This is a genomic window from Flavonifractor sp. An9, from assembly GCF_002161245.1.
Taxonomy (GTDB): Bacteria; Bacillota; Clostridia; order Oscillospirales; family Oscillospiraceae; genus Flavonifractor; species Flavonifractor avicola.
Genome location: NZ_NFHC01000005.1, coordinates 45,310 through 65,178, shown reverse-complemented (window position 1 = coordinate 65,178; position 19,869 = coordinate 45,310). Strand labels below are relative to the sequence as shown.

At 60.1% G+C, this 19,869-nt stretch carries 18 protein-coding genes and 2 riboswitches; of the genes, 4 read left to right on the top strand and 14 right to left on the bottom strand.

Annotated elements, in window-relative coordinates; translation table 11 throughout:
* Positions 1–67 precede the first annotated feature (67 nt).
* On the top strand, positions 68–1,729 hold the full coding sequence (ilvD, locus tag B5G40_RS05240) for a dihydroxy-acid dehydratase (protein WP_087398983.1): 1,662 nt from the start codon (positions 68–70) through the stop codon (positions 1,727–1,729).
* A 73-nt stretch (positions 1,730–1,802) separates the two neighbouring features.
* Here ilvD and sdaAA read toward each other — a convergent pair whose 3' ends face one another.
* From sdaAA to B5G40_RS05225, 3 genes are read right to left on the bottom strand one after another with little or no spacing between them, the layout of a single operon-like run.
* Complete coding sequence (gene sdaAA / locus B5G40_RS05235) at positions 1,803–2,672, bottom strand: L-serine ammonia-lyase, iron-sulfur-dependent, subunit alpha (protein ID WP_087328813.1); 870 nt, start codon at positions 2,670–2,672, stop codon at positions 1,803–1,805.
* A gap of 12 nt (positions 2,673–2,684) precedes the next feature.
* Positions 2,685–3,353, bottom strand: coding sequence for an L-serine ammonia-lyase, iron-sulfur-dependent subunit beta (sdaAB, locus tag B5G40_RS05230; protein ID WP_087266883.1), 669 nt, complete (start codon positions 3,351–3,353; stop codon positions 2,685–2,687).
* 4 nt (positions 3,354–3,357) lie between these two features.
* Positions 3,358–4,584 (bottom strand): dicarboxylate/amino acid:cation symporter, encoded by a 1,227-nt coding sequence (locus B5G40_RS05225; protein ID WP_087328812.1) that lies wholly within the window; start codon positions 4,582–4,584, stop codon positions 3,358–3,360.
* 162 nt (positions 4,585–4,746) lie between these two features.
* Here B5G40_RS05225 and B5G40_RS05220 point away from each other — a divergent pair, with 162 nt between their 5' ends.
* A complete protein-coding gene (locus tag B5G40_RS05220; RefSeq protein ID WP_087398982.1) occupies positions 4,747–5,664 on the top strand; it encodes a LysR family transcriptional regulator in 918 nt (305 codons plus the stop codon).
* Between the two features lie 74 nt (positions 5,665–5,738).
* On the opposite strand, the gene B5G40_RS16610 is transcribed toward B5G40_RS05220, so the two are convergent.
* From B5G40_RS16610 to B5G40_RS05205, 4 genes are read right to left on the bottom strand one after another with little or no spacing between them, the layout of a single operon-like run.
* Positions 5,739–5,873: an XkdX family protein gene (locus B5G40_RS16610; RefSeq protein ID WP_140399779.1), complete on the bottom strand. Its 135-nt coding sequence runs from the start codon at positions 5,871–5,873 to the stop codon at positions 5,739–5,741.
* Positions 5,870–6,166: a toxin-antitoxin system toxin subunit gene (locus B5G40_RS05215; RefSeq protein ID WP_242959249.1), complete on the bottom strand. Its 297-nt coding sequence runs from the start codon at positions 6,164–6,166 to the stop codon at positions 5,870–5,872. The genes B5G40_RS16610 and B5G40_RS05215 overlap by 4 nt, the downstream gene beginning before the upstream one ends.
* Complete coding sequence (locus B5G40_RS05210) at positions 6,150–7,238, bottom strand: hypothetical protein (RefSeq protein ID WP_087398981.1); 1,089 nt, start codon at positions 7,236–7,238, stop codon at positions 6,150–6,152. Before B5G40_RS05210 ends, B5G40_RS05215 begins: the two co-directional genes overlap by 17 nt.
* The gene (locus B5G40_RS05205; protein ID WP_087187697.1) at positions 7,235–7,501 is read right to left on the bottom strand and encodes a hypothetical protein; all 267 of its coding nucleotides are present in this window, start codon (positions 7,499–7,501) and stop codon (positions 7,235–7,237) included. Before B5G40_RS05205 ends, B5G40_RS05210 begins: the two co-directional genes overlap by 4 nt.
* Before the next feature lie 283 nt (positions 7,502–7,784).
* Here B5G40_RS05205 and B5G40_RS05200 point away from each other — a divergent pair, with 283 nt between their 5' ends.
* Positions 7,785–9,071, top strand: coding sequence for a serine dehydratase subunit alpha family protein (locus B5G40_RS05200; RefSeq protein WP_343286725.1), 1,287 nt, complete (start codon positions 7,785–7,787; stop codon positions 9,069–9,071).
* Positions 9,072–9,128: 57 nt separating this feature from the next.
* On the opposite strand, the gene B5G40_RS05195 is transcribed toward B5G40_RS05200, so the two are convergent.
* The 3 genes from B5G40_RS05195 to prfB are packed head-to-tail and all read right to left on the bottom strand — an operon-like array spanning position 9,129 to position 12,937.
* Positions 9,129–10,661, bottom strand: coding sequence for an O-antigen ligase family protein (locus B5G40_RS05195; RefSeq protein ID WP_087398979.1), 1,533 nt, complete (start codon positions 10,659–10,661; stop codon positions 9,129–9,131).
* A 20-nt stretch (positions 10,662–10,681) separates the two neighbouring features.
* Positions 10,682–11,788 (bottom strand): glycosyltransferase, encoded by a 1,107-nt coding sequence (locus B5G40_RS05190; RefSeq protein ID WP_087398978.1) that lies wholly within the window; start codon positions 11,786–11,788, stop codon positions 10,682–10,684.
* 27 nt (positions 11,789–11,815) lie between these two features.
* On the bottom strand, positions 11,816–12,937 hold the full coding sequence (prfB, locus tag B5G40_RS05185; RefSeq protein WP_087266901.1) for a peptide chain release factor 2: 1,122 nt from the start codon (positions 12,935–12,937) through the stop codon (positions 11,816–11,818).
* Between the two features lie 406 nt (positions 12,938–13,343).
* A riboswitch (glycine riboswitch) is annotated at positions 13,344–13,431 on the top strand.
* Positions 13,432–13,524, top strand: a riboswitch (glycine riboswitch).
* A 114-nt stretch (positions 13,525–13,638) separates the two neighbouring features.
* Here prfB and B5G40_RS05180 point away from each other — a divergent pair.
* Entirely contained in the window at positions 13,639–15,006 is a 1,368-nt protein-coding gene (locus B5G40_RS05180) for an alanine/glycine:cation symporter family protein (protein ID WP_087187692.1), read from the top strand.
* Between the two features lie 43 nt (positions 15,007–15,049).
* Here the strand turns inward: B5G40_RS05180 and B5G40_RS05175 are convergent, their stop codons facing one another.
* The 4 genes from B5G40_RS05175 to B5G40_RS05160 form a co-directional block, all read right to left on the bottom strand.
* Positions 15,050–15,772 carry a peptidoglycan DD-metalloendopeptidase family protein gene (locus B5G40_RS05175; RefSeq protein WP_087398977.1) on the bottom strand — a complete coding sequence of 241 codons (723 nt, stop codon included), beginning with the start codon at positions 15,770–15,772 and terminating at the stop codon, positions 15,050–15,052.
* Between the two features lie 139 nt (positions 15,773–15,911).
* A complete protein-coding gene (locus B5G40_RS05170; RefSeq protein ID WP_087398976.1) occupies positions 15,912–17,801 on the bottom strand; it encodes an S-layer homology domain-containing protein in 1,890 nt (629 codons plus the stop codon).
* 87 nt (positions 17,802–17,888) lie between these two features.
* A complete protein-coding gene (locus B5G40_RS05165; RefSeq protein ID WP_087398975.1) occupies positions 17,889–19,115 on the bottom strand; it encodes an ABC transporter permease in 1,227 nt (408 codons plus the stop codon).
* Positions 19,112–19,867, bottom strand: a complete 756-nt coding sequence (locus B5G40_RS05160) for an ABC transporter ATP-binding protein (RefSeq protein ID WP_087398974.1) — start codon at positions 19,865–19,867, stop codon at positions 19,112–19,114. Before B5G40_RS05160 ends, B5G40_RS05165 begins: the two co-directional genes overlap by 4 nt.
* Positions 19,868–19,869 lie beyond the last annotated feature (2 nt).

The window sequence follows — 19,869 nt, the reverse complement described above, 5'->3', positions numbered from 1 at the left end:
GTATATAGTCAGACAATGCAAGCGTTATCATACAACGCAAGTGATACATAGAAGGAGGTCATTCCCCATGCGCAGCGACAATGTTACCAAGGGCGTGGAACGCGCTCCCAACCGCTCCCTTTTCTATGCTCTGGGCTACACCAAGGAGGAGCTGGAGCGTCCCCTCATCGGCGTGGTGTGCTCCTACAATGAGATCGTCCCCGGCCACATGAATCTGGACAAGATCGCCGAAGCAGTCAAGGCCGGCATCCGGGCTGCCGGCGGCACTCCGGTGGAGTTTCCCGCCATCGCCGTGTGCGACGGCATCGCCATGGGCCACATCGGCATGAAGTATTCTCTGGTCACCCGTGATCTGATCGCCGACTCCACCGAGGCCATGGCCATTGCCCATCAGTTCGACGGTCTGGTCATGATCCCCAACTGCGACAAGAACGTGCCCGGCCTGCTGATGGCCGCCGCCCGGGTGAACATTCCCACCATCTTCTGCTCCGGCGGTCCCATGCTGGCCGGCCGGCTCAACGACGGCCGCCGCTCCTGCCTGAGCCATATGTTTGAGGCGGTGGGCGCCTACAAGGCCGGCAAGCTGGACGAGTGCGGCGTGGAGGACTACGAGAACAACGCCTGCCCCACCTGCGGTTCCTGTTCCGGTATGTACACCGCCAACTCCATGAACTGCCTCACCGAGGCCATCGGCATGGGCCTGCGGGGCAACGGTACCATTCCCGCCGTGTGGTCCGCCCGGCTGCGGCTGGCCAAGCACGCCGGTATGCAGATTATGGAACTGGTGAAGAACAACATCCGTCCCCGGGACATCATGACCCCTGCCGCCTTCCACAACGCCGAAGCGGTGGATATGGCCCTGGGCTGCTCCACCAACACCATGCTCCACCTGCCCGCCATCGCCCATGAGTGCGGCATCGAGCTGGATCTGGACATGAGCAACGAGATCTCCTCCAAGACCCCCAACCTGTGCCACCTGGCTCCCGCCGGCGACACCTACATGGAGGATCTGGAGGGTGCCGGCGGCGTGTACGCCGTGATGAAGGAGCTGACCAAGAAAGGCCTGCTGGACACCAGCGTCATGACCTGCACCGGTAAGACTCTGGAGGAGAATCTGGAGGGCGTCACCAACCGCAATCCGGAGCTCATCCGCCCCATCGAGAATCCCTACTCCCCCGACGGCGGCATTGCCGTGCTCAAGGGCAATCTGGCCCCTGAGGGCTGCGTGGTGAAGCGCTCCGCTGTGGCTCCTGAGATGATGGCCCACACCGGCCCCGCCCGTGTCTTTGACAGCGAGGAGGAGGCTATTTCCGCCATCTACGCCGGCAAGATTGTCCCCGGCGACGTGGTAGTCATCCGCTACGAGGGCCCCAAGGGCGGTCCCGGTATGCGCGAGATGCTCAACCCCACCTCCGCTATCGTGGGTATGGGTCTGGGCGAAAGCGTGGCTCTCATCACCGATGGCCGGTTCTCCGGAGCCACCCGAGGCGCCGCTATCGGCCACGTCTGCCCCGAGGCTGCTCAGGGCGGCCCCATCGCCCTGGTAGAGGAGGGCGACATCATCTCCATCGACATCCCCTCCTGCAAGATCGAGGTTCAGGTGGACGAGGCCACCCTGGCCCAGCGCAAGGCCAAGTGGGTATGCCCCGAGCCCAAAGTCAAAACGGGGTATCTCGCCCGGTACGCCAAGCTGGTCACCTCCGCCTCCCGGGGCGCGGTGCTGGAGTAAGCCCCTATTTCCCTTTCAAGATGCAAAACATGGCCGCCCTGACGGGCGGCCATGTTTATTTTGTATTAAGTTGTCAGCCGCAGCACCCGCACCGCTCGCAGGCGGAAGGGGTGGTGGCACAGCCGCCCTGTGCGGTCTCCCGCAGCTCGGCGGGCAGGTAGCGGCCCACCCGGTACATGGCGGCCAGCATCTCGTCAAAGGGGATCAGCTGCTGAATCCCGCTCAAGGCGATCTCGGCGGCCACCAGCGCGTTTGCTACCCCGGCGGCGTTGCGGTTCTGACAGGGGTACTCCACCAGACCGCCCACCGGGTCGCACACCAGGCCCAGCATATTCATCAGCACGGTGGAGGCCGCGCTGATGCACTGCTCCGGCTCGCCGCCCATCAGCTCCACGGCAGCAGAGGCAGCCATAGCAGCGGCAATGCCCACCTCCGCCTGGCAGCCGCCCACCGCACCGGCCACGGTAGCATTCCGCATGGCCAGGTATCCGATGGCGCCGGCGTTGAACAGTCCGTCTATGATCCGGGCGTCCGAGATGTGATAGGTATCCTGAAGGGCCAGCAGCAGGCCGGGCACCACGCCGGAGGAACCAGCGGTAGGGGCGGCCACGATCAGGCCCATGGAGGCGTTGACCTCCAGCACCGCCATGGCGTAGGTAATGGCCTTCTGAAGTACAGGTCCGCAGATATCCTTCTTCTTGGCGGCGTGGGCGGCCAGATGCCTGGCCTCGCCGCCGATGAGTCCGCCCATGGAGCGGACAGGGCTGGTCAGCGGAATAGTGGCTGACTCCCGCATGATCTCCAATGCCCGTTTCATGCGCCGGGTCACCGTATCCACCGTGGTCTCCCCCAGGATACACTCCCGGCGACGCATGATCTCAGAGATGGAACACCCCTCCTGCCGGCACAGCGCCAGCAGCTCATTGGCATTTTTAAAGTCCATGTTCCTACCTCCTTACGACTGGACGATCATAACGTCCTGGATATAGGGATTGGCCCGCAGCTCCTCATCGATGCCTTCGGGCAGAGTACCGTCCGACTCGATGATGCTGTAAGCGGTATCTCCCTTGCCCTCCCGGAACAGACGCATAAAGGCGATGTTCACGTTGCGGTCACTGAGCACCTTGGTCAGGTGGGCCACCACGCCGGGCTTGTCCTGCTGGATCACCACCACCGAGGCGTACTCGCCGCTGAAGTCCACACGGACGCCGTTGATGCGCACGATGTGCATCTTGCCGCCTCCCAGGGACTCGCCCCGGACGGTCATGACCTGTCCGGCAGCGTTCTCCATGCGGATGTCCACGGTGTTGGGGTGGATGTCGGTCTCCACCTCATTGGGAGTAAAAGAGAAGGCAAGGCCCCGCTCGTTGGCAATGCGGAAGGAGTCCCGAATGCACAGATCATCGGTGGAGAAACCCATGATACCGCCCAGCAGGGCCCGGTCCGTGCCGTGGCCGTGGTAGGTCTTGGCAAAGGAGCCGTAGAGGGTAAAGTCCACCTTCTTCAGAGGCGGCGCCAGCAGCTTGTGAGCCACGTTGGCAATAAGCACCGCACCGGCAGTGTGGGAGCTGGACGGACCAATCATATTGGGTCCCAATACGTCGAATACGCTGATGAACGACATAGAATCACTCCTCCGAGGCGGCAGGCGCCTTCAGAATGAATTTCTGGTAGATGGCATTGACAATGGTACCGATGGCGTTGTCACCGGATACGTTACAGGCGGTGCCAAAGGAATCCTGGGTAATATAGAGGGCCACCATGATGGCACAGATGGGGCCGTTCACATCGCCGGCCTCGGTACCGAACACCATGTACAGGAAGGGCAGCGCGGTCATGATGGAGCCGCCGGGGGCGCCGGGGGAGGCCACCATGGCAATGCCCAGAGTCATGATGAAGGGCACCACAGTGTCCAGGCTGATGGGCAGCTGGTACATCAGGCACACGGCGGTGGCACAGGCGGTGATGGTGATCATGGAACCGGCCATATGGATGTTGGCGCACAGCGGCACCACAAAATTGCGGATCTCCTCCAGAATGCCGTCCTTCTTGGCGCACTCCAGGTTGACGGGGATGGTGGCAGCGGAGGACTGAGTGCCGATGGCGGTGGCGTAGCCGGGGATCTGGTTGCGAATCAGAGCGAAGGGATTCTTCTTGGATACTGCACCTGCCACAATAAACTGGATGCAGATATAGATCAGGTGCATGGCGATGACCACCAGGAACACCTTCCACAGGATGCCCAGAATGGCGAACGTCTTTCCGGAGGCAGTCATGTTGGTAAAGGTGCCGCAGATGTAGAGGGGCAGCAGGGGGATGATGACCACATGGAGCACCTTATCAATAATGGCGGAGAAATCCTCCATACCGTGGTAAAGGCTGTCACCAATCTCCTTGCCCCGCATATTGGACAGACACAGCCCCAGCACAAAGGCCAGGGTAACAGCGGACAGGGTATCCAGCAGTGGAGGAATGGACAGAGAAAAATAGCTTTCCAGAGAAACATCCGCCGTCTGGGCAATCTGGTCCAGGGCGCCCTCACTCATGAAGGAGGGGAAAAGGTTGGAGGAAACCAGATAGGAGGCGGAACCCGCCACCAGCGTAGACACATAGGACAGGGCCACTGTAATGAGCAGAAGCTTACCGGCGCCGCTGCGCAGGTTGGCAATGCCCATGGTCACATAGGCCACAATCATCAGCGGGATGATGAAGGACAGGAATGTGCTGAAAATCGAGGAGCAGGTCACAATCACACGGTTGAACCACTCCGGCATATAGGAGCCAAACAAGATACCAAGGATAATTGCAATGATGAGCTTCGGGATCAGGCCGATTTTAATCTTTTTCTTTGCCATATAAGTTCCTCCCTTAACTTTCTCTATTTTGTCCATTTCCCTATTGACTTTTGGAGGGCCTTAGTATAACATTGCACAATAATTAAATCAAATAAATCTAATTTATCATATAATTGAATTTTCTTAATATCAAACTCACCGGTATGGCAGGAGGCTTGCATTATGGAGCTGCGTCAGCTGACCACATTCATCCGGGTGGCCCAATTTCAAAGTTTCTCCAAAGCGGCGGCCAGTTTGGGATATTCCCAGTCCGCCGTCACGGTACAAATCCGCCTTCTGGAGGAGGAACTGCGGGTCCGGCTCTTTGACCGTATGGGAAAGCGGGTGTGTCTCACCGGACAGGGGAAGGTCTTTCTGGACAGCGCCATCAGCATCATTCAGGATGTATCCAAAGCCAAGCTGGCTCTGGCCGGTGAGGATGAAACCCTGCGGGGCCAGCTCCATATCGGGACACTGGAATCCCTCTGCTATGCCCGACTGCCCGGTATCATCCGGAATTTCCGGATACGGCATCCCCAGGTGAGCATCCAGATCACCACGGGTACGCCGGAGGAGATCATCACCAAAATGGAGCGGGGTGAGTTGGATATCATCTACATTCTGGATGAACCGCTCTACAACAACAGCTGGTGCAAAATGCTGGAGCTGCAGGAGGAGGTAGTGGTGGTCGCCTCCGCTTCGTTGGGCGCTGCGCTGAGCGGTCGCTCCCACAAGCTGGTGGACCTGCTGGACAAGCCCTTCTATCTGACGGAGCGGGACGCCAACTACCGGCGGCTGCTGGACCAGCGACTGGCCGCCTTCGGCCAGGCCATTATCCCTGCATTGGAGAGCAGCTACGCCTCCTTCCTTCTTCGAGTTCTGGAGGAGACGGAAGGGCTGTCCTTCCTGCCCCGTTTTCTGGTGGAAGAACCGGTGCGCCAAGGAAAGTTGGCCATTGTGGATGTCAGCGACCTCAAGGCGGTAATGTATGGCCAGATCTTCTATCACCGGGAGAAATGGGCCACCCGGGAGATGGAGGAGTTTGTCCGCTTCTGTACCCCGCCTGGAGAGGACCGTCCCTCCGTCCTGTTATCCCTGTAAAAAACAAAACAGCCGCCCCGTGAGCCTGCTTCCACAGAAGCGGTTCACGGGGCGGCTGTTTACACGATCATGCTCTATGCTTTTTCCGTCTGGCTGAGAATTGCCGCAGCTTCTTCCTCTGTCAGCTTGCCTGCCTCTGCCAGGGCCTGTATACGCTGCTCATCCCACAGTCTGGGATAATATTTTTTGGCCAACTCGTACACGTTCACAGTTCCACCCCCGTCATAATGGCCAGAAAGTCCACATCCGCCCGCAGCTGCTCCAATTCCGTAGGTTCAGGCTCCGGTGTGGGTTCCGGTTCCGGCACCTGACCGGGGGTCAGCCCCACCAGAATGCCGTCCTGAATGTCCAGTTCGCAGTAGCCGCAGCAGTCCCACGCCGCCTGTTCCAGCTGGGGCGGCACCGCAACCCACCCCTCCAGCCAGCACTCCGTTCGGTGGCTCTGGCTCTGTAAGCCGTGACCGCCGTCCGCTCTGGCCTTGATCTCAATGATGGTCAACATCCAGATCCCTCCTCATCCATGTTAGTAAGTGATACAACAACTTGCGCAGCCAAGCCCGTTTTTCCTTCCGCCCCTCCCCCTGCTCCCTCAGCCAGTCCAGCAGCCTGCCGCTGCTCCAGCCATCCGTCCCGAGGGACAGATCAGGCGCACCCGCCTCTACAATCCGTATCTGTCCGCCCCGCACCAGACGAAGCAGCCGCTGTGTCAGCGATATCGGCTTGTGATCGGCAGCCGGAACACCTCGCTTTTGATAAGTACGCTTCTCCCGTGTCTCCTCCGGAGGCAGGTCATTGAAGTGGGCCATCAGCCGCTCCTCCAGGCTCTCCAGTCCCCGTACCTCCACCTGTTCTCCCAGGGTCAAACTTTCCAGCCTCTTTAGTCCGCACCGGATGGACCGCAGTACCGAGGCATGGTCCACCCCCAGCAAAGTTCCGATCTCCCGCAGGGAGAGCCACTCGCCATAATAGAGATACAAATAGGTCTGCTGCCGGAGGGTAAGCCGGTCCAGCACTGCTTTCAGCACCGACCGCTCCCCCAGGTCCACCACCAGAGGGCCTCCCTCCTGGCAGTCCAGCAGCCGATAGAGGAACTTAGCGTCCTCCGCAATCCGTTTTTGCCCCCGTTGCAGCGTACGGCATACAGTGGAGCGGTTCCGCCCCGCCTCCCGGGCCACCTGGGCCTGAGGATTGCCACCGTCGATACCTGCCAGATAAGCTTTCTGGACAGGCGTGATCCCCGTCCGGGCCGTCCGTACCGCCAGGCGCATCTTGTCCTGTTCCGTGGGGCCCTCCGGCGCCTCCGCGCCTTCCACCTCCGCCCAGGTCTTATACTGCATTCTGTCCCACCGCCAGCCGTCCACCCCGGCCCAGGTGGTACCTCGACTGATCCTGTGCCGGGGCATCAGTTCCCGCAGCTGCCGGGCGCAATTCGTCAGATCCTCCTCGGCCCGGGCCAGTTCCAGCCGGAGGGCTTTCTTCTCTCTCCCCTGCGCCCCATCCAGCTCCGTTTGAAGGGCTACCTTCTGCTCCCGCAGTACCTTGATTCGTTCTCTGATCTCTCTGGCTCTGCTCATCGCTTTTCCTCGTTGATTCGGGGCGCGGTCAGGTCGGCGGTGGTATATTTTCCGCTTCTGGGCCGGGTGTAGTATTCCTCCGCCAGCTGCCGCAGTTCCCGCATCTCCCGCAGCATCTGCCGCAGCATCAGGATCTCCCGATTGGTCACCTGTCGTTCTGTTCCCTCCTGGCTTTCCAGACGCTGCTTAGCCGCCTCCAGGCCCAACCTCAGCCGGGCGGCCGCCTCCCGATACTGCCCGGATAATTCCTGCAATCTGGCCATCCTGTTCACCTCCTCTTTCCCGGAGCGGCCGCCCCAGCCCTGTATCCGCCCCGCTCGCTGTTGGAAGAGACTCCATGGTCTCTTCACTTTTAGCGGTTCCACCCCCAAAAGTTGGACGGTTGCGTACACCGAAGAAAAAGATTTTTTGAATTTCAAACTTCCGCCAAAATAAAGAGGTCCTTTCCTGAGATGGAAAGGACCTCTTTACAACTGGGGGAAGGTCGGATATCATGTAGATAACAGGAGAAAGCGCGCTTCTTGGGGAGCCCGCAGGAAGGAAGATCTGTTCATGAAGAAAACCGACCCCCATTATCAAGCTTATCTGCAAATTCTGCGGGAAGAGTTGGTCCCCGCCATGGGCTGCACAGAGCCCATCGCGCTGGCCTACGGCGCGGCGGTGGCTCGTCGGGCCCTGGGCTGCCTGCCCGAAACCGTCTCTGTCCAGGTCAGCGGCAATCTGATCAAAAATGTGAAGAGCGTCATTGTCCCCAACACCGGCGGATTAAAGGGCATCCCTGCCGCTGTCACCGCCGGGCTGGTGGCTGGCAACCCGGACAAAGTGCTGGAGGTTATTTCCGTGGTGACGGAGGAACAGAAGGCAGAAATGACTGACTTCCTCCGCTCCCACCCCATCGGGGTCCATCTGGCCGATACTCCCCTGACCTTCGACTATACCGTCACTCTTACTGGCGGCGGCCATACCGTCACCCTGCGCATCGTCAACTACCACACCAACATCGTGCTGCTGGAAAAGGACGGCGTGAAGGAGATCGACATTCCGGTGGAGGGCGAGCAGGAAACCGCCCTCACCGACCGCTCCATTCTCTCTATTCAGGAAATCGTGGACTTTGCCGACAGCGTGGATGTAGACGACCTGCGTCCCCTGCTGGACCCCCAGATCCAGTGCAACATGGCCATCGCGGAGGAGGGCCTGCTCCACGCCTACGGGGCCAACGTGGGCAAGGTACTCATGAGCACCGAGGCCTCTCTGGAGCGGCGGGCCCGGGCCAAGGCCGCCGCCGGCTCCGACGCCCGGATGAACGGCTGTGAGATGCCGGTGGTCATTGTCTCGGGCAGCGGCAACCAGGGCATCACCGCCTCGGTGCCCGTCATTGAGTACGCCCGCTCCCTGGGCATTCCGGAAGAGCGGATGTACCGGGCGCTGGCAGTGTCCGACCTGTGCACCATCCACCAAAAGACTTATATCGGCCGTCTGTCCGCCTTCTGCGGTGCGGTGAGCGCCGGCGCAGGCGCCGGGGCCGGTATCTGCTACCTGCTGGGCGGCGGTTACGATCAAGTGAAGCACACCATCGTCAATGCCCTGGCCTTCCACTCCGGCGTGGTGTGCGACGGCGCCAAATCCAGCTGCGCCGCCAAGATCAGTATGGCGGTGGAGGCCGGTATCTTTGGCTATCAGATGTACCAGAACGGCCAGGAGTTCCGCACCGGCGACGGCATCATCAGCGACGGCGTGGAGCACACCATTCAGAACGTGGGCGAACTGGGCCGCCAGGGGATGCGGGAGACCGACCATGTGATTCTGGAAATGATGACTCGGGAACCCTGCTAACAAGAAAGTATAAAAAAAGCGTCTGCCGAGGCAGACGCTTTTTTGTGCTTCTATTCGTTATGCCTTTTTCTGTTGCTGTCTGACCAACTTGACGCAGGCAGCGATGACGCCGAAGAGGAACCAGTAGGTGAACATATTGCGGGGGTAGAACCAGGTATACTCCGCCACACTCACCACCAGGATGCCGCAGAAGGCGCCCAGGGCCGCCGCCAGCATCCGCTTGGTGCGCTTATCCAGAGCAGCCCGGAAGGCCTTCACGCCGCTCTTAAGCTGGTAGAGCAGCAGGGCCAGGAAGGAAATCACGCCCCAGATACCGGTCTCCGCCCACATCTGCAAATAGTTGTTGTGGGTATGGATGGGATAAGTGCCGTCAAAGTTGGTGGGATAGGTCTGGAATACCTCTTTCATCACATCGGTACCCAATCCTATACCCTTGACCCAGTGGTCCCGCATCAGGTTGCTGGTAGTGGAGTAGATCTCGAAGCGGTACTGGGTGGAGCTGTCCTCGGTGTTGGTGATGGTGAGGATCCGGTTGTAGATGGTCTCCGGCAGGAAGGGGATGGCCACCAGTCCGGCCACAATGAACAGGGGCACCCACCGCCAGTCGATGAGGGCCAGGAACACCACCACCGCCAGGGCCAGCCCGATCCAGCAGGAGCGGCCGTAGGTAAGGCCGATGGCCACCACGCCCACGCACAGGGCGAGCAGGGAGAGTATCTTGCCCCGCCAGTGGGAGTTGAGGAAGAGGGCCAGCTCCAGAGGCAGCAGCATGACCAGCTGCTCGGCAAAGTTGTTGGGGTTGTCAAAGACAGAATAGACCCGGCCGGGCATACCGGCGTTGACGGTCATATCCTGCTGGGAGGCCACCACCTCCACGCCGATATATCCCTGGTAGCAGCCGTAAATGGAGGCGATGGAGATACCCAGCACCGCCAAGGCCACCATCAGCTGGAGCTGCTCATATTTCCGCACGGAGCTTACCACCAGCAGCACCAGCAGGAAGGCTGTAATGTGGAAGGCAAAGAAGCGCATGGACAGGCGGGTAGAGATGGACCCGGCCAGAGCAATGCAGATAAAGGCCATATAGAGGCTCATATAGGGCCCCAGGGTGTCCAGCTCCAGCCGGTCCTTTGCCCGGGAGGCGCTGCCGATGACGAACAGGCCGGTGACAGCCACCGCGCCCAGCAGGCCATAGGTGTTGTTCCACATCTCATGGGGGGCCACCAGCATCACCAGCATGAACAGGCCCAGGAAAAAGAATCCGGCCCCGCCCACGGCACCCAGGAAGCGGCAGAACAAGCTGCCGTCCCATACCGGGCGGCCGATCTTGTAGAGCCACTTACAGATGGCACAGGGGATGTTGATGATAGCGGTGAGCAGCCTACAGATCAGGCTGTCCGGCCAGGCCTTTGGGATGACTCCCTCCCGCCAGACAAAGCGGAAGAGAACGCTCCCCCGCAGCTGCCGGGTGAACCACCGCTCCAGGCCCGCGCAGGCCCGTCCGGGCAGACTGCCCGCCCAGGCCTGTCTGAGTCCCAGCCAGAAGGCCAGGAAAAAACGAAGAAACAGGCTGTTTTTTGCGATAGACATCAGGTTTTTACTCCTTGGAATCAGTCGTGAAGGGCTTTTTCGTACACACCGTAGGTAACCTTGGCCATCTTGTGGATCTCAAACTTCTCCTCGATGGTCCGCAGGGCGTTTTCCCGGCAGGCCGCTCTGAAATCCGGGTCCTCCAGGAACCGCTTCATGGCCCCCGCCATGGAGTCGGGGTCGTCATAGGTCACCAGCAGGCCGCAGCCCGCCTCGTCATTTACAATGTCCGAATTGCCGCCCATATCGGTAGCAATCACCGGCAGACCGGCGGCCATAGCCTCGATGATGAGGAAGGACAGTGCCTCATGCTGAGAGGAGTTGACGTACAGATCGGAGCCCTTGTACAGGTTCTTGATATCCTTGCGGAAGCCGATGAACTTCACCTGCTCCTCCAGCCCCAGCTCCTTGACCTGGGCCTTGGAGGGTTCCAGCAGAGGGCCGTCTCCCGCCAGCACCAGGGTAAAGGGCTTGTCCGTCAGCTCGGTCAGCCGCTTCACCGAGTCAATGAGGTACTTGTGTCCCTTGTCGTCGGCAAAGCGGGAGGCGCACAGCATGACAAACCGGTCCTCGGGCAGACCCAGTTCGGAGCGAAGGGTGGATTCCGAGCGGTCCCCCGCCCAGGCTTCCAGATCCACCGCGTTGAAGATGACCTGGATCCGGTCGGCGCTCCAGCCGTTGGCAATGAGCTGCTCCTTGCCCTTGTTGCACACGGCGATCATCTGGTCCTGCCGCTTGTCCATCCAGCGGTTGGACAGCCGGGTGATGAAGTCGTTGGCCAACACAAAGTGGTTGGTGTACACCACCCGGATTTTTTTGTTGTACTTTTTAGCCAGCAGGGCAGTATAGTGTTCCCGCAGGTAGTGGCAGTGGATGAGATCAATATCCCACTCCCGGCACAGGTCGGCCAGCGCTCTGGCGGCCTGCTTATCGAACCGGCGGCGCATGGTGACCTGGCGGCAGGGGACCCCCATGGCCTCCAGCCGCTCCACCAGCAGCCCGCCCTCGTTATAGGCAAAGAAGGGCTGCACCAATCCGTCGGCCGAGAGGTACTTCACCAGAGTTTCCACATACCGCTCCGTCCCCGCCTTGCCCGCATAGTTGAGCAGATAGAGTACCTTGCGCATGGCAAATTCTCCTTTTCCTTCGGCGGATTATTTCTCCGCCCAGTTGCCGGTAGCCTCCGCCTTCAGATAGGCGTTGATAAAGCCGTCCAGATCGCCGTCCATGACGCCGTTGACGTTGCTGGTCTCGTAGCCGGTGCGGTTGTCCTTCACCAACTGATAGGGCATGAACACATAGGACCGGATCTGGCTGCCCCACTCGATCTTGAGCTGGACGCCCTTGATGTCGGAGATCTTCTCGGCGTGCTGCTGCATCTTCAGCTCCACCAGCTTGGCCCGCAGCATCCGCAGACAGGTGTCCTTGTTCTGGAACTGGCTGCGCTCGGTCTGACAGGACACCACGATACCGGTGGCATGGTGGATCAGTCGGACGGCAGAAGAGGTCTTGTTGATGTGCTGACCGCCGGCGCCGGAGGAACGGAACACCTGCATCTCGTAGTCCTCGGGCCGAATCTCCACGTCGGCGTCCTCGGGCAGGTCGGGCATAACCTCGATGGCGGCAAAGGAGGTCTGCCGCCGGGCATTGGCGTCAAAGGGGGATACCCGCACCAGACGGTGCACGCCGTGCTCGCTGCGCAGGTGGCCGTAGGCGTTCTCACCCTCGATGAGGATGGTGGCGCTCTTCAGACCGGCCTCGTCGCCGTCCAGGTAGTCCAGTGTCTTGCAGGTGAAGCCGTGACGCTCGGCCCAGCGGGTGTACATCCGGAAGAGCATCTGGGCCCAGTCCTGGGCCTCAGTACCGCCGGCGCCGGCGTGGAAGGTAAGGATGGCGTTGGAGTTGTCGTACTCGCCGGTGAAGAGGGTGGACAGCTTGGCCTCCTCCATGTCGGCCTGCAGCTTGGCAAAGCCCTCCTCCAGCTCGGGCACCAAGCTCTCGTCCTCCATCTCATTGCCCAGCTCGCACAGGGTCATCAGGTCCTCCCACTGGCTCTGGCGCTTCTCCTGGCCCTCAATCTTGTCCCGCAGGTTCTTCACTCGCTGCTGCACCTTCTGGGCCTTCTCCAGGTTGTCCCAGAAGCCGTCGGAGGCGGACTCCGACTCCAGCATCTCGGCCTCCCGCCGGGCGGCCTCCAGGCCCAACGCCTGCTCCAGCTCGTCCAGCTCGGGCCGCAGGTTGTTGAGCTTTACCTTATATTCATCAAACTGTAACATAGATCCACTCTCATTTCCGTAAAATAGCCATATTATTATACCCAACGGCAGGGCCGATGTAAAGAGAGGGGCACCAAAAAACCGCCCGAAGGCGGGCGGTTTTTATCGGCTGCTGGCGGACCAGGCCGGATCGGTACAGAAGATCAGATCATCTACGTCTCCGCTGGGACCGGTGCGCTGAATGGTGTCATCATGCGGGTACTGCTTCATTTGGCTCCCTCCTTCCCGGTGATGTACATATCAGTATATGCCTGCCGACATGGAGAAGGTGCACGGTTTCTGTCGCAGTTTTTCCTCTTTTTCCCATCCTCTTTCGACCGTTTGGAAGGGCTTGACAAGTCCCCCATCCCGTGCTATAGTTCTGCATATCAAATCGGACGGACATTCGTCCGCCGCATAGCGACAAAGGAAGTCCACAGGAAAAAGCCGACGGCTTGCCGAAGGAGCAAAACTCTCAGGCGTTTCCCCCGGGAAATGAGGACTGTGGATGGATGTGGCTCTGGAGAAGTCCCCCCCAGCGGGGATGCCGAAGGTGCAACGTGCCCCATGGGGCACGAATCTCTCAGGCAAAAGGACAGAGTGAAGAACAGCGGCATCCGGTTCACCGGATGTCTTTCTGCTTGTATTTCAGGGCCAAACCGCAGTGTGTGCGGTTTGGCCCTTTTCTTTGCCGCAATTCCAAGAGACGAGGAGAGAGTACAATGGAATGGATCGAAGGACTGGTTGGCGCGGTCAACACCGTGCTGTGGGACTATGCGCTGCTCTTTTTGCTGGTAGCCACCGGTATTTTCTTTACGGTGCGGCTGGGCTTTATCCAGCTGCGTAAATTCGGCGAAGGAATGCGTCGGCTGTTCGGCGGCTTCTCCATGAAGGGCGCCCGGGCGGGCAAGGAGGGTATGTCCTCCTTCCAGGCTCTGACCACCGCCATTGCCGCCCAGGTGGGCACCGGCAACATCACCGGCTGCGCCACCGCCCTGTATTCCGGCGGCCCCGGCGCCATCTTCTGGATGTGGCTGTCCGCCTTCTTCGGTATGGCCACCATCTATTCCGAGGCGGTGCTGGCCCAGCGGTTCCGTACCACCGACGCCGACGGCCATGTCACCGGCGGCCCCCTGTACTACATCCGGGCGGCCTTCCGGGGCAAGTTCGGCAAGTTCCTGTCCGGCTTCTTTGCCATCGCCATCATCCTTGCCCTTGGCTTTATGGGCAATATGGTCCAGTCCAATTCCATCGGCGACGCCTTCCATACCGCCTTCGGTATTCCCAAGCTGGTGGTAGGCGTTGTGGTGGCCGTTATTGCCGCCTTTATCTTCCTGGGCGGTGTGCGGCGCATCGCCTCCTTCACCGAGAAGATCGTCCCTATTATGGCCTTCTTCTACATTGTAGGCTGCATCATCATCCTGTGCATCAACCACGAGACCCTGCTCTCCGCCCTGCGCTCCATCTTTGTGTGCGCCTTTGATCCCCAGGCGGTGTTTGGCGGCGCTCTGGGCCTGAGTGTGCGGGAGGCCATGCGGTACGGCGTGGCCCGGGGCCTGTTCTCCAACGAAGCCGGTATGGGCTCCACCCCCCACGCCCACGCCATGGCCAAGGTGGAAAAACCCCAGGATCAGGGCATCATTGCCATGATGGGCGTATTTATCGACACCTTTGTGGTGCTCACCCTGACCGCCCTGGTCATCATCTCCTCCGGTATGCTCCAGCCTGTGAACGGCCCCCTCCAGGGTACTGCTCTGGCCCAGGCCGCCTTCAACGCCGCCTTCGGCTCCTTCGGCAACGCCTTTGTGGCCATCTGTATGCTGTTCTTCGCCTTCTCCACCATCATCGGCTGGTATTTCTTCGGCGAGGTCAACGTGAAGGCCCTGTTCGGCAAGACGGCGGCCAAGGGATACGCCGTCATCGTGGTGGTCTTTATCGTGGTAGGTTCCACCCTGAAAGTGGATCTGGTCTGGAGTCTGTCCGATATGTTCAACGGCCTGATGGTACTGCCCAACCTGATCGGCCTGCTGGCCCTCAGCGGCCTGGTGGTCAAGATCACCCGTGGCTCCGGGGATCAGCTGCATCGCTGACAATAGAAAGAGCGCGCTGCACTCCGCAGCGCGCTCTTTTCCGTTATCCGTTCAGCAGTTCCATAGGGTCCACGCTCTGGCCCTCCCGCTCCACACTGAAATGCAGATGGCTGGCCAGGGCACTCTCGGCAATGGCAGTGTTCCCCACCGAGCCGATGATATCTCCTACCGTCACCTCATCCCCCACTTCCACTGTGGGAACGGAGGCCAGGTTGGCGCAGGTTGTGGTCAGGTCGCCGCCGTGGTCGATGACCACAGTGGTGCCCAGCATCACATCCTCGGTCACCTCAACCACCACACCGGAGGCGGGAGCCCGGACCTCCGTGCCGGCGGCGGCGGCAATATCCACACCGGCGTGGGTGCGCCAGTCAGCCATGGTCACGTCATAGGCCAGGGTCTCCACGCTGTAGTTGGTGAGCACCTCTCCCTGCACCGGCCAGGTGAGAGAGGTGGGGGCGCTCTTAGGCGTGGGGGTGGGCTGGACTGTGGCTGAGGGGGGGGCGGCCACGGCGGGAACCGTGGCCGTGGGTCTGGGGGTTGCGGTCACGGTGGGCTTCACCGGCGTTACAGTAGCAACCGGTGTAGGGGCAGGGGTCACCGTGATGCTGGCTGTACCGCCTACAGGCTGCTCCTCCTGCTCCCCGGTCAGGGAGGAGAACAGGAACCAGCCGGAAAGCCCGATGGCCGCAAGACAGAGAGCCAGGACGATGTAAAATCCCTTTCCCTCGATAAAGTCGCTGAAACGGTGGTAGAATGATTTTTTCATGCTCTTCAGCACCTCCGAGCCTTATTTTGGACAGGCCGGAGAGGGGTTATACACACCGAGCGGAAATTTCTGTATTCTAAAGACCCCCGCCCCACAGAGCCAGATAAACTCCGCGGGGCGGGGGATTTTCTCTGGGCGCTTACCGGGCCACGATCACGCGGATCCGGCCGCCGGCACTCTCGCTCTTGTCGTACCAGCCGGTGAGAGCATAGTCTCCTTCCGTCACCTTGGACAGGCTGGAGCGCAGATACTCGCCCTTATCATAGACGTAGACCACCACCTGCTCGGAAAGCGCATACTGCCGCCGGTCAGTGCCCACGGCAAAGTTCCCGCCGACGCTAACGCTGTCCAGCTTCCGCTCATTCAGGTTGTACAGGCGCTCCACATTGGTATCACTGTCCATCTTGACCTGGCAGGGACCGGTTTTCAGATTGTAGATCTTGGAGTCGGAGCCAAACATCAGCTCCTGACCGCCCACATCATAAGTGTAAGCGGAAGAAATCTGGAAACCGCCGGTGGGCAGGCTTACATTGACCTCATTCACATCGGTAATGATGCCGTACTGATGCAGATCACCGGTCACATCGTCCAGGATCAGATGGCTGATCTCTCCGGCGCTGTTGAGGGCATAGTAGCGCACCATGCTGCCGGTCAGCTCCACCCCCGCCAAGCGGCTGGGATAGACCCGGATGGGAGTGCGGGATTCATAGGTATCAATGATCTGCACATCATCCGCCAGCACATAGCTACCCAGCTTGGTGCCATCGGAATTGACCTTGCCGGTCAGCTTGGCGGTACTCAGCCGCTTCACCTGGACCTGGCTGTCGCCGGTGATGACCTGGACCAGGTCCCCCTCCTCCAGGCTCTTTTCACTGCACTGATAGCGGTAGCTGCTGCCGTCAGTGGCCGCCACCGTTACCGTGCGGGCGGTATAGGTACTGTTATTTCCGTCGTCATAGGGTAGATTTTCCACCTTGGTGATCACGCCGTAAATCAGCGCACCCTCGCTGGGCGCCTCACCCAGAGCGGCCACGCCGCCGTTGCGGCCCAGCAGCAGGGTGACCTGATCGCCCACCGCATAGCTGCCCAGGTCGGACAGCGCATAGGCGGCGGAGGTGGTCTCGATGGCATAGGTCTTGCCCGCCACCGTCACCGAAGTAGGGGCGGAAGCGGAGGGGCTGAGGGCCTCCAGGGTACCGGTGGCCTTATCCGAGTAAGCCCACACCGTCCGCATGGACTTGGACCAGTAGAGCACATCCTGCTCCTGAATGCTGCCCAGTGTGGCCCCCTTGCTGTTGCGGTATACCGTGGCAGTGGAAGCATGAAAGGGCAGGGCGTCCTGCCAGTTGGCGGAGGCCACCACCGGCCCCTCCATGGCAGAGTTGATGAGAGCCACCCGGTCCAGCTCACCGGCGGCATTCACCAGATTCAGGGTGGGTTCCAGCACATTCAGGTGGTAGACCCCCGATTTGTTCTTGGTGACCATCAGATTGTAGAACAGGTACAGAGCGTCCCGACGGGTCATATTCTCACTCTGCCCACAGGTCACGCCCTCATCCAGATCCAGGGCCCGGTACTGAGCCATCTGGCCTGCGGGCCAAACGCCGGTAAAGTCGTTGTCGGTATAGCCCAGCAGCCGCAGTACCATGGTGACCCCTTCCGCCAGAGTGATCTTCTGGTCGGGGTTGAAGTTGCCGTACAGATCGCCCTGAACCAGGCCCAGGTCCACAGCGGCTTTCACATAGGGGGCCGCCCAGTGGGTCTGGGGCACGTCCGGATAGGGCTTGACAGCTACCGTATCCCCCACCGTATCCCGGCTGGTGGAGGCAGCCACTGTCATTTTGGTGAATTCCGCCCGGGTAATGGTACGGTCCAGGGCCAGATCACCATTTTCATCTCCTACCATAATGTCCAGCGCAGCCAGTACCTGGGCAGCCTCCGCCTCGGCCGGAGGGGCCGCCAGCGCCCCGGGGGCCAGCCCCAGGACCAATATCAGGGCCATCAGTCCGGATAACAGTCGATGCTTCATCTTTTTTCTCCTTCCCACGGAAAAGGCCTTCGTTACTGTAAGTATATACCCCCTAAAGGCAGGAGGCAAGAGGTTCATCCCCACCTGTCAGTCGTACCGCAGGGCATCGATGGGGTTGAGTTTGGCCGCCTTGTTGGCAGGCAGGTAACCGAACAGGACGCCGATGCCCACCGACACGCCAAAGGACACCAGGATGCCGCTGAGATTGGGGATAGCGGCGAAGCCCTCGGCGTCGCTCATCAGCGTTCCTACTACCGCTGTAAACAGATTGGCCAGCAGGATACCCAACAGGATACCGATCACGCCGCCGATGGCGGAGGTGGTACCCGCCTCAATGATAAACTGGCTGCGGATATCCCGGCCCTTGGCCCCCAGAGATTTCCGGATGCCGATCTCCCGGGTGCGCTCGGTCACCGATACCAGCATGATATTCATGATGCCGATGCCGCCCACCACCAGGGAAATAGCGGCAATAACCACCAGAATGGTCATGAGCACCCCCAGCATGGAGTCCATCATGTCCATCATTTCCGCCGAGGTCATGACCAGATAGGCACTGCTGTCCCCATAGATGCGAAAGAGCATATTCTCAATGACACCCTTGGCGGCGGAGGAGGTGTCCTTGCTGGTACTGGTAACCAGATAGGAATTCATGCCCATACTGCCGCCGGCGGCGTTGATCTGTTCCACCAGCCCGTAAGGCAGATAGATCTGGTCGTCTCCGCTGCCCTCGGTGGAATCCGCCTTCTGGGCCAGTGTGCCGATGACAGTATAGGGTACGCCCCCTATTGTCAGGGTCTGTCCCAGGCCCTGACCGGCGAACATATTTTCATTGAGGTAGCTGCCGATCACGCACACCTTTTGATTCTTTTCCACATCCACATAGCTGAGGAAGCGGCCTTCCTCCAGCTTGTCGCCGGTAGCTGTCTGCCCCTTCTCGCTGTTGTACATGGTTTCGCTGACGCCGTAGACCTTGGTGCGCTCATACTCCTGGGCACCCCGGCGGACAATGGTGGTAGCGCTGAGGTAGGGACTCACCGAATCGATGTACTGAGGATATTTCTCTGCCAGTGTGTAAAAATCGTCCGGCGTGGCCTCCCGGTTGCCGCCGTAAGAATAGATCCCCACCTGGATCATATTGACGCCGATCTGCTCAAACTGGCTGTTCATGTACTGTTGCATCCCGTTGCCCAGGGAAACAATAACAATCACCGCTGCCACGCCGATGATGATACCCAGCATGGTAAGCAGCGCCCGCACCTTACTGGTCATCAGGCTCTTGATGGCCAGCCGGAAGGACTGTCCTATCTTCATAGATTCAGCACCTCCCTGGCTCCGCCGTGTTCCTCCTCCAGATCGGGCTGGACCACGGCTCTGGGATCGTGGGCGTCCCCGTCATAGATGATTCGTCCATCCTGAAGACGGACGATGCGTTTGGCCCTTACCGCAATGGAATTGTCATGGGTGATGAGGACCACGGTGTCTCCCTCTGCGTTGAGCTTCTGAAGGAAGCCCAACACCTCCCGGCCGGTGCGGGAATCCAGAGCGCCGGTGGGTTCGTCGGCCAGGATCACCGACGGATTTCCCGCCAGAGCGCGGGCAATGGAGACCCGCTGCTGCTGACCACCGGAGAGCTGGCTGGGCAGATTCTTCCGCTTATCCGCCAGTCCCACCCGTTCCAGAGCCTGAAGGGCCCGCTCCCGGCGCTCGCTGCCGGGCACACCGGCATACAGCAGCGGCAGCTCCACATTTTCCAGCACGTTGAGCTTGGGTATGAGGTTATACTGCTGGAAGATAAAGCCCAGCATCTTGTTGCGGATCTCGGCCTGCTGGTCGTCGTCCATGGTGGAAACATCCACCCCGCCCAAATGATAGGTACCGGAGGTGGGCACATCCAGACAGCCGATGATATTCATGGCAGTAGACTTGCCGGAGCCCGACTGGCCCACAATCGCCACAAATTCCCCCTGATCCACCGTCAGGGAGATGCCGTCCAGAGCGTGGACGGTCTCCTCACCCATCTGGTAGATCTTATAGACGTCTTTGAGTTCAATGAGGTGTTCCATGG

What these genes read in the sequence shown, in the direction of transcription:
- ilvD (WP_087398983.1), top strand. Translation starts at nt 68, where the DNA reads ATGCGCAGCGACAATGTTACCAAGGGCGTGGAACGCGCTCCCAACCGC.
- sdaAA (WP_087328813.1), bottom strand. Translation starts at nt 2,672, where the DNA reads ATGGACTTTAAAAATGCCAATGAGCTGCTGGCGCTGTGCCGGCAGGAG.
- sdaAB (WP_087266883.1), bottom strand. Translation starts at nt 3,353, where the DNA reads ATGTCGTTCATCAGCGTATTCGACGTATTGGGACCCAATATGATTGGT.
- B5G40_RS05225 (WP_087328812.1), bottom strand. Translation starts at nt 4,584, where the DNA reads ATGGCAAAGAAAAAGATTAAAATCGGCCTGATCCCGAAGCTCATCATT.
- B5G40_RS05220 (WP_087398982.1), top strand. Translation starts at nt 4,747, where the DNA reads ATGGAGCTGCGTCAGCTGACCACATTCATCCGGGTGGCCCAATTTCAA.
- B5G40_RS05215 (WP_242959249.1), bottom strand. Translation starts at nt 6,166, where the DNA reads ATGTTGACCATCATTGAGATCAAGGCCAGAGCGGACGGCGGTCACGGC.
- B5G40_RS05210 (WP_087398981.1), bottom strand. Translation starts at nt 7,238, where the DNA reads ATGAGCAGAGCCAGAGAGATCAGAGAACGAATCAAGGTACTGCGGGAG.
- B5G40_RS05205 (WP_087187697.1), bottom strand. Translation starts at nt 7,501, where the DNA reads ATGGCCAGATTGCAGGAATTATCCGGGCAGTATCGGGAGGCGGCCGCC.
- B5G40_RS05195 (WP_087398979.1), bottom strand. Translation starts at nt 10,661, where the DNA reads ATGTCTATCGCAAAAAACAGCCTGTTTCTTCGTTTTTTCCTGGCCTTC.
- B5G40_RS05190 (WP_087398978.1), bottom strand. Translation starts at nt 11,788, where the DNA reads ATGCGCAAGGTACTCTATCTGCTCAACTATGCGGGCAAGGCGGGGACG.
- prfB (WP_087266901.1), bottom strand. Translation starts at nt 12,937, where the DNA reads ATGTTACAGTTTGATGAATATAAGGTAAAGCTCAACAACCTGCGGCCC.
- B5G40_RS05180 (WP_087187692.1), top strand. Translation starts at nt 13,639, where the DNA reads ATGGAATGGATCGAAGGACTGGTTGGCGCGGTCAACACCGTGCTGTGG.
- B5G40_RS05175 (WP_087398977.1), bottom strand. Translation starts at nt 15,772, where the DNA reads ATGAAAAAATCATTCTACCACCGTTTCAGCGACTTTATCGAGGGAAAG.
- B5G40_RS05170 (WP_087398976.1), bottom strand. Translation starts at nt 17,801, where the DNA reads ATGAAGCATCGACTGTTATCCGGACTGATGGCCCTGATATTGGTCCTG.
- B5G40_RS05165 (WP_087398975.1), bottom strand. Translation starts at nt 19,115, where the DNA reads ATGAAGATAGGACAGTCCTTCCGGCTGGCCATCAAGAGCCTGATGACC.
- B5G40_RS05160 (WP_087398974.1), bottom strand. Translation starts at nt 19,867, where the DNA reads ATGGAACACCTCATTGAACTCAAAGACGTCTATAAGATCTACCAGATG.